At 34.4% G+C, this 16438-nt stretch carries 11 protein-coding genes and 3 pseudogenes; 3 read left to right on the plus strand and 11 right to left on the minus strand.

From position 1 onward, the window contains the following. Positions 1-4: 4 nt before the first annotated feature. The 6 genes and pseudogenes from M014_RS0112120 to M014_RS0112145 form a co-directional block, all read right to left on the minus strand. A complete protein-coding gene (locus M014_RS0112120; RefSeq protein ID WP_026591973.1) occupies positions 5-784 on the minus strand; it encodes an enoyl-CoA hydratase-related protein in 780 nt (259 codons plus the stop codon). Positions 785-803: 19 nt separating this feature from the next. Beyond that, positions 804-1661, minus strand: a complete 858-nt coding sequence (locus M014_RS0112125; RefSeq protein WP_026591974.1) for a 3-hydroxyacyl-CoA dehydrogenase family protein — start codon at positions 1659-1661, stop codon at positions 804-806. A gap of 91 nt (positions 1662-1752) precedes the next feature. Then, entirely contained in the window at positions 1753-3975 is a 2223-nt protein-coding gene (locus M014_RS0112130) for a helix-turn-helix domain-containing protein (protein ID WP_026591975.1), read from the minus strand. 468 nt (positions 3976-4443) lie between these two features. Further along, complete coding sequence (locus M014_RS0112135; protein ID WP_035414964.1) at positions 4444-5865, minus strand: MATE family efflux transporter; 1422 nt, start codon at positions 5863-5865, stop codon at positions 4444-4446. Between the two features lie 22 nt (positions 5866-5887). After that, a pseudogene (locus M014_RS28290) lies at positions 5888-6164 on the minus strand (aldehyde dehydrogenase family protein); the annotation flags it as partial. Positions 6165-6262: 98 nt separating this feature from the next. Further along, positions 6263-7882, minus strand: coding sequence for an amidohydrolase (locus tag M014_RS0112145; protein ID WP_026591977.1), 1620 nt, complete (start codon positions 7880-7882; stop codon positions 6263-6265). Between the two features lie 239 nt (positions 7883-8121). Here M014_RS0112145 and M014_RS0112150 point away from each other — a divergent pair, with 239 nt between their 5' ends. Then, on the plus strand, positions 8122-9336 hold the full coding sequence (locus M014_RS0112150) for a MerR family transcriptional regulator (RefSeq protein ID WP_026591978.1): 1215 nt from the start codon (positions 8122-8124) through the stop codon (positions 9334-9336). Between the two features lie 228 nt (positions 9337-9564). Here the strand turns inward: M014_RS0112150 and M014_RS0112155 are convergent, their stop codons facing one another. The 3 genes and pseudogenes from M014_RS0112155 to M014_RS0112165 all read right to left on the minus strand — a co-directional run bounded on the left by M014_RS0112155 (position 9565) and on the right by M014_RS0112165 (position 11767). Further along, positions 9565-10215, minus strand: a complete 651-nt coding sequence (locus M014_RS0112155) for a DsbA family oxidoreductase (RefSeq protein ID WP_026591979.1) — start codon at positions 10213-10215, stop codon at positions 9565-9567. 115 nt (positions 10216-10330) lie between these two features. Beyond that, positions 10331-10762 (minus strand): annotated as a pseudogene (locus M014_RS26865) (Rrf2 family transcriptional regulator). A gap of 135 nt (positions 10763-10897) precedes the next feature. Beyond that, positions 10898-11767 carry a LysR family transcriptional regulator gene (locus tag M014_RS0112165; protein WP_026591980.1) on the minus strand — a complete coding sequence of 290 codons (870 nt, stop codon included), beginning with the start codon at positions 11765-11767 and terminating at the stop codon, positions 10898-10900. 97 nt (positions 11768-11864) lie between these two features. Here M014_RS0112165 and M014_RS0112170 point away from each other — a divergent pair, with 97 nt between their 5' ends. Beyond that, a complete protein-coding gene (locus M014_RS0112170; protein ID WP_026591981.1) occupies positions 11865-12776 on the plus strand; it encodes a DMT family transporter in 912 nt (303 codons plus the stop codon). 97 nt (positions 12777-12873) lie between these two features. On the opposite strand, the pseudogene M014_RS0112175 reads toward M014_RS0112170, so the two are convergent. Together M014_RS0112175 and brnQ are read right to left on the minus strand one after the other, a co-directional pair. Continuing rightward, positions 12874-13195 (minus strand): annotated as a pseudogene (locus M014_RS0112175) (copper resistance protein); the annotation flags it as partial. A 47-nt stretch (positions 13196-13242) separates the two neighbouring features. Beyond that, positions 13243-14595, minus strand: coding sequence for a branched-chain amino acid transport system II carrier protein (gene brnQ, locus M014_RS0112180; RefSeq protein WP_026591983.1), 1353 nt, complete (start codon positions 14593-14595; stop codon positions 13243-13245). Between the two features lie 487 nt (positions 14596-15082). On the opposite strand from brnQ, the gene M014_RS0112190 reads away from it, so the two are divergent. Continuing rightward, on the plus strand, positions 15083-16276 hold the full coding sequence (locus tag M014_RS0112190) for a nucleoside transporter C-terminal domain-containing protein (protein WP_026591984.1): 1194 nt from the start codon (positions 15083-15085) through the stop codon (positions 16274-16276). The last annotated feature ends 162 nt before the right edge of the window (positions 16277-16438 follow it).

Consider the following 16438-nt stretch of genomic DNA (forward strand, 5'->3'; position numbering starts at 1 on the left):
AGAATCATCTCCCTACAAAGATTGGTTTTCTTTTTTCTGTAAAGGCTGTCATCCCTTCTTTTCGATCTTCTGTGACAAATGCAGTTCCAAAACATGCGCTCTCAATTGTTAGTGCAGATTCAAGATCAACGTTGCTACCTGTATTAACAGCGGTCTTTAGCATACGCATACCAACAATTGGTTTCTGTGCCAGCTTTTCAGCCCATTCTCTAGCAGTTGATAGTAATTCTTCTGCTGGTACAACTTTGTTGACCAATTGAATTGCTAATGCTCTTTGTGCATCAAACATCTCTCCGAAATACAACAACTCTTTTGCAACTCCTTGACCTACTAACCTTTGTAAACGCTGCGTACCCCCACCTCCAGGGATAATGCCAAGGTTTACTTCAGGGAATGCAAATTTAGCTTTGTCCGAGCTTATACGTAAATCACACGTTAAAGCCAATTCAAGCCCTCCACCAAGTGCTAATCCATTAATAGCAGCGATAACGGGTTTTGATAAGTTTTCAATACTAGAAAAAGCCGCTCTTGAAATTGTATTCATTTCCATCATTCCAACTAAATCCAAGTCTAACATTTGATGAATATCCGCACCTGCCACAAATGCTTTTTCACCGCTACCTGTAAGTACGATTGCATGTACTTCGGTATTGACTTCAAGATCATGCATCAAAGAGTTCAATTCATTAAATACGTGTGTGTTTAATGGATTGAATGGCGGGCGATTTATATATACAATCGCTACTTTATTTTCAATTTCATATTGTAAAAACTCACAATTCATTTTTACTCCCCCCAATTATTCATTTGTCGTAGTCGTAGAAACCAGCCCCAGTCTTTCTCCCTAATCTTCCAGCTCTTACAAGCGATTTAAGTAGTACAGGGGGTGCAAAGCGATTATCTTTGAATTCCTCATAAAAATAATCCATTACGTGGAGACCGATATCTACACCTGCGTAATCTTGTAAAGCAAATGGACCCATTGGATAATTCAAGCCTAATGTAACCGCTTTATCAATATCTTCTGGAGATGCAACTCCCTCTTCTAAAAGTTTAATCGCTTCAATAAATTGCGGAATCATAATTCGATTTACAATAAATCCTGGTGTATCTTTTTTTACTTCTACAGTTTCCTTGTTCAGTTTCTTCGAAAATGTTTTAATTTCTTCTACTGTTTCATTACTTGTTTTATAACCACGAACCACTTCCACTAGTTTCATAATTTGTGCCGGATTAAAAAAATGCATACCAGCAACACGTTCTGGTCTCTTTGTCGCTTCAGCAATTGCTGTGATGGACATCGATGAAGTATTAGTGGCAAGAACTACGTTTTCAGGAACAATTTCATCTAACTTTGAGAAAACTTCCTTTTTCAGTTCTAAATCTTCAATGATAGCCTCAATAACAATATCAACTTCTTTCATATCTTCGAGATCTGTTGTTACTGTAATTCGTTCCATTACTTCTTCCTTTTGCTCTACTGTCATTTTCCCTTTAGAAATACTTCTGTCTATAAACTTTTCTATTTTAGCTATAGCGTGTTGAAGATATTTCTCTTCAACATCTCGTAATATGACGTTAAGCCCTGACATAGCTGCCAAATTGGCAATCCCACTTCCCATTGTGCCAGCACCGACTATGCCAACTGTTAATATACTCATCAACTTACCTCCTTATTTTTTAATTTTTCTGTATTTTCATTATAAAATAGAATAATTTAAAATAATTCCTACACAAAGTAGGAAAGAAGATTTACATTTTCAGCTTTTTGGAGGAATTCTTATAATATAAATCATATAACTTAAAAGCCATCATTAAATTCAATCTGTGTTCAGAATAATCAAGATCCACTTCTAGTAAATTTTTTATTTTCTCGATTCGATATTGAAGTGTACTCCTATGAATATAAAGCTCCTCAGACGTATCTTTAAGACTCCCATTATGATGAAGATATACTCGCAATGTTTGAAACAAATCTGCGTTTTTCCCTTCTGAATCATATAATAACGGTCCAAGATGCTTTTTTATAAATAGAGTTGCTACTGAAGAATCTTTTAAATAATGCAATACGGTATAAACGCCTAGTTCATCAAACAATGCAACCCCTCCTCTATCAAAACAATTAGATACAACATGAAGAGCTTGTATCGCCTGACGATAACAAATATAGTAATCTTGTAACTCTTTTGTTTTCCCACCTACACCTAGGAAAACTTGAACGGGCATTTTCTCCATCTCCATCCATCTCTTAATATTTCCATAAAGATTGGACCAATAATTTTTGGGATTATTTTTTTCTTTTTCTATTGGAACAAACATTATATATTCGTCTCCTTTATTTGCAAGAAGAATATCTTTGTCCACGATAGAAATCTGCATTTTTAATTGTTCCCACAGTAATGATTTTTGCGCTTGTTGTTTTAGAATATCACTATGTTTTATGTCCGTTTCATTAAACGTAATAGAAAGTGCTGAGATGCGATGCTGATCAAATAAATCCCAGTTAAATACATTAGCATGTTGAAAAATGGTTTCTCGATCCTCTATTTTTTCAACTAATAGTTTGTGGATGAAACTATCCTTGACCTGTTCTTTTGTATCTAAGACCAGTTTTTGCTTTATAAATTGAATTGAAAATACGTTTAAGGCGGAATCAATACTAATCCGCTGAAACTCATCAACTTCATCGTTCGACAGTTCAATAACAAGATAACCTAATAGATCACCTCCACCCCTAATCCGCCAAAAAACGATCTTCGTTTCATTTATATTTTTAAGAGAAAACTCTGCGTCTCTATTTTTCTCTTGAATAATTTGATATATTGCACATTCAACTATTTCTTCAATACCCATTTGCTTTCCAGAAGATAGGTGATACGAAATCGGACGTAAAAATCGATCTAATACAACCACTGATTTTGATAAAGTTTTACTTAAAGTTGTCGTAATGCCATTGAAATCATCTTGATCTACAGTTTCTTTGACAAGTGCCTGTTGAAAATCCAATAGTGAATGTAACCGCTGTTTATGCTCTTTTTCATTCATATATAAACGAACGTTTTCAAGCATAGCAGCAACATGACTAGATAATAATTCAAGGACTTCTAAATCCTCATTTGTGAATACACCTTTACTTTTCGTTTCGACATGTAACACACCAATTGTTTTAAGATTTACAACTAACGGAACCGTTAATTGAGATCCACCGGTAACTTCCAAAAACGGAAAATATTCTTTTAGCATATAATTATTTTCAGTAATAATTTTTTTAGATTGATTTATTTCTCCGTATGAAGGCGGTTGAAAAGAAAAATAATTTTCTTTTTCATGATACAAATAGATGCATGCACCCATCGCGTTAGTCTCTTTCCCTGCACGCTCTACTATTTTTTCGACCACTTCTTCTATAGATGAATCTGAAAAGAGATTTTTACTAATCCATTCTACATCTAACATGGTCTTTTTTTGAGCTTCTTTTCTTTTTGCCAGAGCTATTGCTACTGCTATATCTTTTCCAAAGTCTACAAATGGCTTGTCCATTTCCATAAATAACGGAACTGCATTCATAAAACCGATAATACAGAATCCAAAACTATTTTCCTCGTCTTTTAAAGGGACAGTAAACCATGTTTGTATTTTTTCTGCTTGCAATAATTTAACCAATTCGCATTTCGTTTCCCAATTAGACTTCTCAATTGTTAAACCCTGAATGAGAAGTTTTGGCGAGCATTCATCTATTTTTATTGGGAATGAGTCTCCAAACGTATCTGAACCGCCGCTCCATACTTTAGGAATTAAGTTCTCACCTTCTTTTAAAATAATACCAACTAAATCACAAGCTAACTTAGAACGAAATGATTCAATTAAATATTGTAACGTCTCCTCTTCCGTATCAAACTTTACAAGTTGACGTGCTGTAATACGAAGATGATTCTCAATTTTTTTTGTGAGTTTTTCCCGCTCAGTTAATTTCATAAATATGCCCCCTCTCATGTTCATTATTTTCTTATTTATTCCACTATTTGCAGTGGACTATCTTTACAGCTTCACTTCTTTTAAACTCTATAAGGAAAAGTACCGATCCTACTCTTCTTATCTTTAATGGTATTGACATATTTACGATGAAAAAAGACAGCTTCACCTCGTTGATGAAATCTGTCCAAAATGAAATTAAATATATAAGTTGTTTATAATTCATCATAACCTAGAGTGAAACATGCCATGTAGCAACTTCTAATTTCTCATATTCTTGTGATGAAATTTTTTTAACGATAAACGCCACAATTCTCCCCCCTTCAGTAACTCTTGCATCAATAAAATATTTTCTTCATTCACTACTACTTATTACTAATTCCTCTCTCATCTATCATCTGATTTATTTTCATATGATACGATTACTACATGAAATGCACAATTTTAATCTTACATACAAATTCAATTAGATTATCTTTTTTGACCTCTATATCTCTCGTTTTTGTTCATATGCTTTAATCTTTGAAACTCTTTATACATAAAGAGAAGAGCTATCAAAAATGCAAGTATATCTGCAACTGGAATAGAATACCATACACCTTCAACTCCATACATCTTAGGGAGAAGATAAAATAACGGTAACGAAAAAAGAAAAGATCGCCCTATTCCTATAAACGTCGCCTTAGCATTTTGCTCTATTGCCTCAAAATAGCCCGATATGAGCACTACAATTGCGACAAATGGAAAAGACAAGTTAAACACTCTTGTCGACCATATACTAATATCTTGTAAAGCTGCATCTCCTCCTGTAAAGAAACCAACTATCGGATCGACAAAGAAAAACAATAATACTGTCAAGAAAGCACTAGTTATGAATGTAAATATAATTCCTAACCGAGTAACTTCCCTTACCCGCTCATACAGCCTAGCACCATAATTATAGCTAATAATCGGTTGAATACCAGTTACTACCCCCATTGCGATTAAAATAAGAAAGTTAGTTATATATCCATTTTGTATGGCAAAGGCGGATATATGTAATTCTCCCCCTAATGAAGCTAACAAATTATTAATAATAATGACGGAGATAAACATAGTAAGTGAAATTGAAAATGCGGCAAATCCGGTTGCATTTACTTCCCAAATATCTCTTAACTTCATTTTCAAGTCCTTCAGCTTAGGTTTGAGCAAAGTTTTGCTAAATAGAAAATAAAAAATAAGAAGACATGGGGTCGATTGAGAAATAATATTAGCCCAAGCGGAAGCTATTATTCCATATTGAAATTTATGAAATAATAGTAGTTCCACAGCAGCTGCTAAAATGGCTCCAACAAACCAACTCCACACGCTAAGTCCCGGGCGTTCGTCAAGAATAGCAAGAATACTAAGAATAACTGCTAATACTGTAAAAGGAAACGAAAGCCACATGTAATTTCCAAACTGAATTGCATACGGTAATGCCTGATCATCCGCACCAAAAAAACGCATAAGAGGCTCATTATAAATATAACCAGCGACAGCAATCATTGTTGACAGGATGATCCCAAACCAAATCGATTGACCAACAACATTTCTTGCTTCATCGATTTTTCCAGCTCCTAATCTAAGAGCAGCCACCGCTCCCGCTCCAACTCCAACTAGCGTACCTATCGCACGAGAGAGAACCATAATAGTAAAACCAATCCCCACACCCGCTAGTTCTGTTGCCCCTATATTCCCCAAAATATTCCCATCTACAAATGAAGTAACTGCCAAAAATATGTTCCCTAATATAGCAAGCAAAATATAACGGTAAAACAAATGCGTTATTTTTTTTGTTCCTAATTCTCTCTCCACAAGTGCTTTCGGTTTAATATTTTCTATTTTTGGAATCTCCAAGTTTGTATGATCCATACATTACCTCCCTAAACTATACTTATTGATTAGAAAACCATCCAACCCGTTGTGCCTTATAGCTTAGATTAATTTGCTTTATTTCTGAAAATTCATCGAGTCCGTATGTTCCCCTACCCTCTACCAATTCCACTTTGTTTATAACCACCCAACCCAAATACTGTATGATTCGCCAAAGTAATCGCTTCTTCTTCATCTCTAAACTTTTGAACAATTAAAACTGGGCCAAAGATTTCTTCCTGGACATTTCTCATCTCTGGCCTAGTATTGATAAAGATTGTGGGTTCAACAGGGAAACCGCTTTCAAAACTACCATCTATGCGTCATAAACCTCATCGTATGCACTATCATCCCGATTTGGAATAATAGCTCCTCCGATGAACTATATTCCCTACTCCTATCCTTTTGAAAGGACTCCTTCCCTCTGGAATACAATTTCTCCATCGACCATTGTCATATTTACTACTAAATCTTTAATATTCTGCTCTTTTGTATTCAAAATACTTTTATCTAATACTATCAAATCCGCAAACTTCCCAGCGTCAAGACTTCCTTTACGATCTTCTTCAAAGCTTGCATAGGCACCATTCCATGTGTACAGACGAATCGCTTCCAAAACGCTAATCCTTTGATTTCCACCTACATCAATACCATTTTTACTTTTTCTATTTACCGCAACATGTATTCCTAATAAAGGATCGCAGGAGGTTACGGGACAATCAGAACCGGCGGCAGCGATAATATCATGATTCAAATAATCACGGAGAGGATACATATGGTTTACACGCTCACCATAATTCTTCATATAACCTTCACCAAATTCATAGAAAAATGGCGGATTTGGTATCGGAATCACACCAAGCTTTTTCATACGTTCTTGTAAGTCGGGCTCGGCAATACCAGCATGTTCAATTCGATGTCGACTGTTTGCTCTAGGATACTTTTGCTGTGCACTTTCAATACAATTCAGAACCATTTCAATCGCTTTATCTCCTTGGGCATGTGCCGTAATTTGAAATCCTTTTTGATGTGCTCTTGTTAAAATCCTATCAATCTCTTCCTGAGTATAATAAAGAATACCATAATCAGTAGAGTTACTCGTATATGGTTTTCTAGTTGCGATAGTTGGACCACTACTGCTTCCATCGGTAAATATTTTGGCAGGTCCAACTCTAAACTTATCGTCTCCTATACCTGTGACAATTCCTGCATCGATCATTTTATCAACGAACTCTTCCGAATTATGTAGTGCACATATCATTGCATATACACGAACGCGAACATCGCCAGCTTGCACTGCCTTAAAAATGTTTCTGAAATGATCAGGACCGTGCCCACCCGCATCGTGAACACTTGTAATTCCATAAGAGAGAAAGTCATCAGATGCTAGTTTAAAAGCCTTGAGTAATTCTTCCTCCGTATATTTGGCGACCTCAAACATCTTCATATTGGCACTCTCAATTAATCGCCCAGTTAATTTACCAGTGTCGTCTCGTTCAATTTGAGTATGATCCAAATTTGGTGTATCTTCATCAATACCCGCTATTTCAAGAGCTTTGCTATTTACCACGCATATATGGTTGCATGTTCTCGAAATATAAATGGGATGCTCCTGAGAAACATCATCCAATTCATCGACTGTAGGATATCTTCCCTCCAAAATTGCCATTTCGTTAAATCCAGAAGCACGAATCCATTGCCCTTTTGGTGTTTCTATTTTTTTTGCCTTGAGAGCTTCTATAAGATCTTTTATAGACTTAATATGCAACTCCTTACAATCAACCCCTAATTTATTCGTTCCATGCAGCATATGTAGATGTGAATCGATAAATCCTGGAAGAAGACTTTTCCCCTGCAAATCAATAACTTTTGTATTCTCAGTAATATAAGGTTTTACATCCTCGTTTGTACCTACGGCGATAATTAGATTCCCCTTAATAGCAATAGCTTGCTCAACATCATTTTCATGATTTACCGTTATAACCTCACCATTTATGAATATAAAATCAGCGTTCACCTGAATTCCCCCTTGACGAAATTTTCGAAAAGTTGTACTTATTAATTACTACAACATTATTTTTCATAGTAGTTTGCGAATAAATCAAATAACACTCTGTATTTTTTGATTATTCTGTTAATTATATGTATATTTATAATAACTGTCGGGTTGAACTTCATGTCAATACAAGTATTTTCACATTATTTCTTGAAAACATGGAGTTCATAACCACTTTTTTGTAGATCGGGGGGATATAGTTGAAAATCGGGTCTTTTGCTAAACTTTATAATGTTTCTGTGGATACAATTCGTTACTATATTGAACTAGGGTTATTAGTTCCAGAAAAAAAGGGGGCTCAGTTCCAATTGAATCAATCCTGTCTCGATGACATGGAGTTAATATTAGAACTAAAACATCTACAGTTCTCTTTGAAAGAAATTCAAAAATTTCTTTCATACAAACGTTTGACCATTAATATCGACATTAGTTATTATCAAAATCTCTTATCGGAGAAGAAAAATACGTTTGTAGAAGAAAAAAAGGAACTGAACCGATTTATTAAACTCATAGATGATAAGTTGCAATCCTTCGAGCAACCCGCTATTTCATGCAGCTATACCGGTGTACCAATATCCTTCATTCCATTTTTTTATTGTCCGTATTGCAAAGTCCAATTAAACATTAGTGATGCATCTATACGGGACAGTAATATTTCTGAAGCAAAATTAACCTGTTCATGTGGTTACTTTTCCTCAATACAAGATGGGATAGTAGTGACTTCAAACCTAGAGGAATCTCCCTACTGTATCCTCAATGAAGAAACAATGAAGGAATTTACCCCAAGCTTTGTCAGCTTAAGAGAAAAAGGGGACCAATGGATGATTAAGGTATTGAAGGAACAAGATTTATCAAATAAAGTCGTAATTGAAACAAATATTGATATATCTGTCTCCTTACCAAAGTACATATCATCACTTGACTCGGATACCTTTTATATTTTTTGTGGTTTCTCTTTGACTATGATTAAAAAATTGAAGTGTTTAATTGAAAAAGTCAACTCAAAACTTCGTATTGTGTATATCCAAAATACTGACTATCTTCTCCCTCTAAAACCTGGATCAATAGATGTCGTGATAGACAGTATTACTACTAACGATGTTTGTTCGCATAAAAACGTCTTCCCAATTACCTTGTTACAGACTTATATGAACGACAGATCTAAGGTCATTGGAAATTACCTGTATTATCATGAAGGTGCAACCTCTTTACTTAATTTTCGCACCCTATACCCTAATTCACACCCACATGTCTTATACCCAAATTATCTTGAGTCTAACTTAGGGAAAGAGGGATTAAAGATTCAGCAAAGGACAATCATTGGCTCGACAGATAACCCTGGTATTTTTCTTGATTATCACGAACACGGCGAAAAAGTTAATTTACTGGGTTATATTGCAAATCGTGCTATCTAGGTGTATCTATATCGTACCGTTGATTCAGAATGAAATACGATTGATTTTTATTTAAACGAAACAAGAGATTAAAAGACTGCAAAGCGATTTTTTAGAAATCTTTGCAGTCTTTTCACGTTTCAAGGCCCCAAAATTTGTTGTAGTTACTGACATATTAAAGCCTCTAGGTATATAAGTTTTATAGTTTATTTAAACAAACCGATTTGACTCTTTAATTAAATATCAGACTTAGCAATATCCATCAGTCGTACATTGCATGCCATCAAATGAATTTGTTTTTTCCTTTTGTATTTCTTTATCAATTACTCTTTCTAACATTTCTTTACTAGCAAGCCCTTGAATGACTTCGTCTCCAATCATTACTGTTGGAACAGCCATAATATTCGCCTCATCATATGCATGTTGGATTGCTTTTTGATGTTTCTCTTTATATTTACGAGTTACTAAAGCATCTTTAAATTCCGCTTCAGGAAGCCCTACTTCTACCGCTAGCTTTGTTAATACATCAATATCTTCAATGTTTTGTTCTTCTTGGAAAAACGCAGTAAATACTCGGTGATGATACTCGTTTCCAAATCCATGCTCCTTCGCAAATTGACATCCTTCAAAAGCTAAATGTGTATATGGGTGCGGAGAAACACGAGGTAAACGCATTTCAATTCCTAATTTTTTCGCAGTAGGAAGAATAAAAGAATCCCAAGAACTTAATTTATCTGGTTCTTGCCATGGATCGATTTTTGAATACGGGCTTGGACGTAATTCAAATGGCATCCATTCGATTTCTACATCTTTCTCCTTAGCTACCTCATCCAATGGACCTTTTGCCAAAAAACAAAATGGACAAATAAAATCAGAGTATACTTTCATTTTTACAGACATATGATTACACCTTACCTTCTTTTATTATTTCTAAATGTAACGGAGTTGGTTACATTTAGAAGAAAAAAATATGCATTCTCCTTTTTATAGAGCTCTGCATTCCTCAATTCTTATTTCAAGCATTTATTTTTTCTTGTAAAGATTGAAATAACTGCCCCATAGTAATACTTTTCAAGACCTCTTCCATTGCAGATTGTGCCTAAACTAAAATAACCTCTAAAACAGCTTGAATATTTGCTCCAATTGGACAATCTGGATTTGGTTGTTCATGAATATGAAATAACTTATCTTCCGCAACTACATTTACTGCATGGTACACATCTAATAATGTAACCTCAGTTAAATCCTTTAATAGTCCAGCCCCACCTGGCCCTCGATTTACATACACAAACTCAGCCCGTTTTAAGTCAGGTATTATTCTTCGAATTACAACCGGATTTGTATTTATACTCTCAGCCATACATTCAGAAGTACAAATGGGGGATGAATTGTTTTCCAAAATAGATAAAATATGAACAGCTATAGAAAAGCGGCTACTAATTTTCATTATGATCACCACCCGAACGTAATCATTATAGTTACAACAAAGAGGTACGTCAATCCTTTTTATAGACTTTTTTTGGGGCGTTATTATAGTGAAAAACAAACAGGCGTCTCATTATCATATATGAGACGCTCTTTATCATTCTGCGAATAGCCCCTGGAACTCTTCAATAAATAGTTGAACAGCTAGTGAGGATTCCCTTAATGAAGGAACAGCCAAAGCAATTTCCCTCCATACTTGAGGTGCTAATGCTTTCGTTTTGACATTTGGAGGTAAATTCATTAATGATAATTCAGCTAATATCGCTAAACCTAACCCCTCTTGAATCATATTTAAAGATGTTGTAACGGTAGACACCGCATACTCAACTCGAAGTGGTACACCTGCTTGTTTAAACATATCAATAATTGGTGGTTCGTATCCTCCCTTAAATAAAATAATTGGTTCACCTTCTAAATCATTTATTGTAATAGCTTCTTTCTCACAAAGAGGATGATCATCCCGCAAGACAACAACCATTTCTCCTTTTGTTAACGGTACAATCTCCATTTCTTTATTGGGCAAAATAACAATTCCTACATCAATTACACGTGATAATAGCCACTCTTCCACTTCTTTAAGAGTTCCTTCATAGAGAACCAGCTCTAAATTCGGATATTTTTCGCGAAAGATATTAATCATTTTAGGCAAGAAATATGCTGATGCACTTGGAAAGCTTCCGATTCGAATTGTCCCAACTTCATGCCCTTTCTCCATCGCAACCTCTTGTTCTATTTTTTCAACGCCACTTAAAATTTCCCGAAAATGAACAAGAATCCGAGTTCCTACATCAGTCAGAATTAGACCTTTTCTTTTATCACGTATAATAAGCGTTACACCGAGTTCTGATTCAACACTAGAAATAGCATGGCTCACAGCTGGTTGTGTCATATTCAAAACTCGAGCTGCCTTCGTGAAACTTCCTAGTTCAACTACCTTTACAAAAACTTGAAGTTGTGTGATGGTCATAACAAATTACTTATACTCCTTATAAAAAAGATTCATTTTATTTATCGTGTTCAATATCATATCATAATGAAATGCAATACAACAAGGGGGTATTATCATGACACAGCTTTCACGAACAAAAACGGTCATGCTCCTTTCATTTCTCGTTCTTATGTGGGGGATTAATTGGCCCTTATCTAAATTCGCCCTGCATTATACACCACCCGTATTATTTGCAGGACTTAGAACAGTAATTGGAGGATTCATTCTACTTATTTTCGCATTGCCTAAGTACAAACAATTACATTTAAAAGAAACTTGGCATTTGTACTTTATTTCAGCTTTACTCAATATTATTTTATTTTACGGTCTACAAACTGTAGGACTTCAATATATGCCTGCAGGACTTTTTTCCGCTATTGTATTTCTCCAGCCTGTCTTACTTGGAATTTTCTCTTGGATTTGGCTTGAAGAAGTAATGTATGGCTTAAAAATCTTTGGTCTTATTCTTGGATTTACAGGCGTTGCTGTTATTAGTTCTAGTGGCTTAACTGGACATATTTCTATCATCGGTATTTTTCTTGCTTTAGGATGTGCAATAGGCTGGGCGCTAGGGACCGTTTTTATAAAAAGAACTGGGAACCGTGTAAACGCTATTTGGATGGTAACCCTTCAACTCATTATCGGTGGCTTCTGCTTAATTGGGCTCGGTTCAGAATTTGAAAGTTGGTCTAGTATCGCTTGGAGCGTACCATTTGCAATCGTACTACTATTCATTTCAATCTTTGTAATTGCACTGGGGTGGCTTTCTTACTTTACACTTGTCGGAGCTGGCGAAGCGAGTAAAGTTGGAGCCTACACATTTCTTATTCCGCTCATCGCAATTATTGTAAGTTCTATTTTCCTACACGAAGCGATTACAATTAGCTTATTTATCGGACTATTGTTTATTGTCATAAGCATTTGCTTTGTAAATATAAAACCAAAATCACTCCTAACAAAAGAAGCGGCTGAGCCTAAAAGATGTTAATCAAATATAAAGAAGAAAAGACCTATAAGATGGTAAGCTCTTTCTTTATTACTTTTTAAGACGTAATACAAATATACATGTACCGAGCGATACTATAATAGAAAGAATCGATTGTCGGAATAAAGAATCTACTATTAAATAAACCGGTTACGACAATAATAATAACCGCACATATTGCCCATGGTGAAAATCTTTTAATGGCATCCCAATATAACGTCCATTTCCCATTCTTATGATCTTTAGATAAAAGAGGTATACTTGCAGAAAATCCTCCAATCCATAGCGAAGCTGCAAATAAATGTTTAAATTCCATAGTTACAGCAATCTCTTTTATACTTTAGACCATATACATGACTATTCATTGCTTTCATAATAAGTAATCCAAACCAAAAAGGTATTACGCCAATGCGTAATACCTTTCATTACTCTTCCTAAACGAATTCTACAACTTTTTTCATGCATATCACTACTTATTAGCTTTTGCTACGCTAGAATGAATTTCATTTTTCACTCTTAAATGACTAATACCGTATCCAATAAATCCACCAATAATAGCTGGGAATATCCATCCTAGGCCTACTTCTTGCATTGGAAGAAATTTAGTAAATACATGATTCACTACTTGGATATTCACTCCAGCTGCATTTAATCCATCAAATAAACTTATAATAAACGTTACTAGTAAGCTTACTTGATACACTTCCGTTCTCCCTTTAAATAATGAATGGAAGAATGTTAAAAAGATTAGTACAATCGCTAATGGATAAATCGCTGTTAATACCGGAACAGAAACTGCAATCAGTTGTGTTAATCCTACATTTGCAACAATTGCACTAAAAACAGATAAAATAACAACAATTTTTTTGTAAGATACCTTTGGAAATAGTTTATGGAAAAATGAAGAACATGCTGAAACAAGTCCTACACTAGTCGTTAAACAAGCTACTGTAATCATTAATCCTAATAGAATTCCACCATATGAACCAAAGTAGTAGTTTGACACTTTCGCTAAAACTGCCCCACCATTTTCTAAGTGCCCCAGTTTTGCTACGCTTGAAGCTCCCATATAAGAAAGCGCCGTATAAAGAATTGCTAATACTGTCGCTGCAATCATCGTTGCTTTTGCACAAACAACCATAATTTGCTTTTTCGTTTTTGCCCCTTTTTCTTTAATAGCGTTAATGATAATAATACCAAATACGAAAGATGCAAGTGTATCCATTGTTAAATATCCTTCTTGAAACCCTTTGAAGAATGCATTAGATGTATATGCTTCAACAGGTGCTTGCATATCCCCTATCGGATGAATGAAAGCAACAATTACTAAAATTCCAATGAACGTTAACTTAATTGGCGTCAAGATTTTTCCAACAATATCGACAATTTTCGCAGGATTGAGCGAAAAAAAACAAGTAATACTAAAAAATATTATTGTAAAAATAACTAAAGCCATAGAACTTAAACTTTCTGGTACAAAAGGCTTAAGACCAATTTCAAAGGAAACATTACCCGTTCTCGGTATTGCAAATAATGGACCAATTGCTAAATATAGAACTGTTGTAAATACAATTCCAAAAACAGGGTGAACACGACTTGCCAGTGATTGTAAATCCTCTTTTCCTGAAATTCCAAATGCTAATACACCAAGTAATGGTAGTCCAACCCCAGTTACTAAAAATCCCGCATTCGCTGACCAAATATTTGTTCCAGCTGATTGACCTAACATTACAGGGAAAATTAAATTTCCTGCTCCAAAAAAAAGAGCAAATAACATTAATCCGATAACTACTATGAACGAAAAAGGTACTTTATTCGACATGATACAACCTCCATTACAAAATCAATTATTTCATTTCCATTTTTAACTAATTGAAGATTCTGAATATTTAACTAGTATATATTTATTATCACTTATTATAGTCTTAAGAATAATATATTTCAATACTATTTTTTGAATTTTTTAATTAAATTCGCTTTCAGTATAAAAAATTGGAGAAATACTACAAATTTCATTCGCATTACAAAGTTATACTAAACTACTTTACTTGTAAGTGCATATCTATCTCATCTTTCTTCATGTGATAAAATTTCATTCACACTTTCAGCTTCTTTCATAATTATTTCTAATTTAATAATATTTTCCACGAATTAAAAACACCTAAAAAATAATGACTTTTCCTAAAATAGATCCCCTTCATATTTTTTACATTTCCCTCTTGTTTTTCATAATTTCTCCTCCATTAGCCTAAGTGTGGAGAATAAGAGCTTTTTTATATACAAATAATAAACCTCAAGGAGTTGTTGACATGAATTTGATATTAAATATTATAGGGATTTTCATTGTATTATTAGTAGTTTTCTTATGTTCACCTAATAAAAGAAACATAAAGTGGAAACCAATCATTATTCTGATAATCCTTGAACTTTTTATTACATGGTTTATGTTGGGCACCAAATTGGGAAGTATCATAATTAATAAAATTGCATCATTTTTCACTTGGCTCATTTCATGTGCGAATGAAGGTATTCGATTTGCGTTTCCATCAGCTATGGAAAATCAAACAGTTGACTTCTTCTTTAGCGCATTACTTCCTATCATTTTTGTTATCACTTTTTTCGATATTCTTTCTTACTTTGGAATCTTAACTTGGATTATTGATAAAGTAGGTGCAATCATTTCAAAAATTTCTCGTTTACCAAAGTTAGAAAGTTTTTTTTCCATTCAAATGATGTTTTTAGGAAACACGGAAGCTCTTGCTGTAGTTCGTGACCAATTATCTGTTTTAAAAGAAAATCGTTTGTTGACTTTTGGAATTATGAGTATGAGTAGCGTCAGCGGATCTATTCTTGGTGCCTATCTATCAATGGTGCCAGCAACATATATTTTCAGTGCAATTCCTTTAAACTGTATAAATGCATTAATTTTAGCAAATGTTTTAAATCCTATAGCAATCACTAAAGAAGAAGATATTGTTTATTCACCATCAAAAGAAGAAAAAAAAGATTTTTTCTCTACCATTTCAAACAGTATGTTAGTGGGGATGAATATGGTTATTGTTATTCTAGCCATGGTTATTGGATATGTAGCATTAACAGCATGTTTGAATGGTATTTTAAGTTTTTTTGTAACAGGTTTAACAATTCAAAAAATCTTCTCTATTATCTTTAGTCCCTTCGCATTTTTACTCGGTTTATCAGGAACTGATGCTATGTATGTCGCTGAATTAATGGGGATAAAAATTACAACTAATGAATTTGTTGCGATGATGGATTTAAAATCACGCTTACACTCTTTACATCCGCATACTATTGCAGTTGCAACAACATTTCTAGCCTCTTTTGCTAACTTTAGTACAGTTGGTATGATTTATGGGACTTACAATTCATTATTTGGTGCAGAAAAATCAGTAATTATCGGTAAGAATGTTTGGAAGCTTCTTGTTAGTGGAATGGCTGTTTCCTTATTAAGCGCTATGCTTGTGGGGCTTTTTGTATGGTAAATGAATACAGAAGATACATGACACCTTTACATATAAAATGAAATTTTAATTAATGTGGATCTTCATCCCCACTGATTATTAGCCCTCACCAATCGGACTTTTACAGGCTGTTGATTCCCACCTAACTTCTTAAAGAAAAGTGGAAGTGGCTCGTCCAGAATG

Origin of the sequence: Bacillus sp. UNC437CL72CviS29 (assembly GCF_000482345.1) — a bacterium.
GTDB classification, from domain to species: domain Bacteria; phylum Bacillota; class Bacilli; order Bacillales; family Bacillaceae_G; genus Bacillus_A; species Bacillus_A arachidis.

What these genes read in the sequence shown, in the direction of transcription:
- M014_RS0112190 (WP_026591984.1), top strand. Translation starts at nt 15,083, where the DNA reads ATGAATTTGATATTAAATATTATAGGGATTTTCATTGTATTATTAGTA.
- M014_RS0112155 (WP_026591979.1), bottom strand. Translation starts at nt 10,215, where the DNA reads ATGTCTGTAAAAATGAAAGTATACTCTGATTTTATTTGTCCATTTTGT.
- M014_RS0112130 (WP_026591975.1), bottom strand. Translation starts at nt 3,975, where the DNA reads ATGAAATTAACTGAGCGGGAAAAACTCACAAAAAAAATTGAGAATCAT.
- M014_RS0112125 (WP_026591974.1), bottom strand. Translation starts at nt 1,661, where the DNA reads ATGAGTATATTAACAGTTGGCATAGTCGGTGCTGGCACAATGGGAAGT.
- M014_RS0112135 (WP_035414964.1), bottom strand. Translation starts at nt 5,865, where the DNA reads ATGGATCATACAAACTTGGAGATTCCAAAAATAGAAAATATTAAACCG.
- M014_RS0112170 (WP_026591981.1), top strand. Translation starts at nt 11,865, where the DNA reads ATGACACAGCTTTCACGAACAAAAACGGTCATGCTCCTTTCATTTCTC.
- brnQ (WP_026591983.1), bottom strand. Translation starts at nt 14,595, where the DNA reads ATGTCGAATAAAGTACCTTTTTCGTTCATAGTAGTTATCGGATTAATG.
- M014_RS0112120 (WP_026591973.1), bottom strand. Translation starts at nt 784, where the DNA reads ATGAATTGTGAGTTTTTACAATATGAAATTGAAAATAAAGTAGCGATT.
- M014_RS0112165 (WP_026591980.1), bottom strand. Translation starts at nt 11,767, where the DNA reads ATGACCATCACACAACTTCAAGTTTTTGTAAAGGTAGTTGAACTAGGA.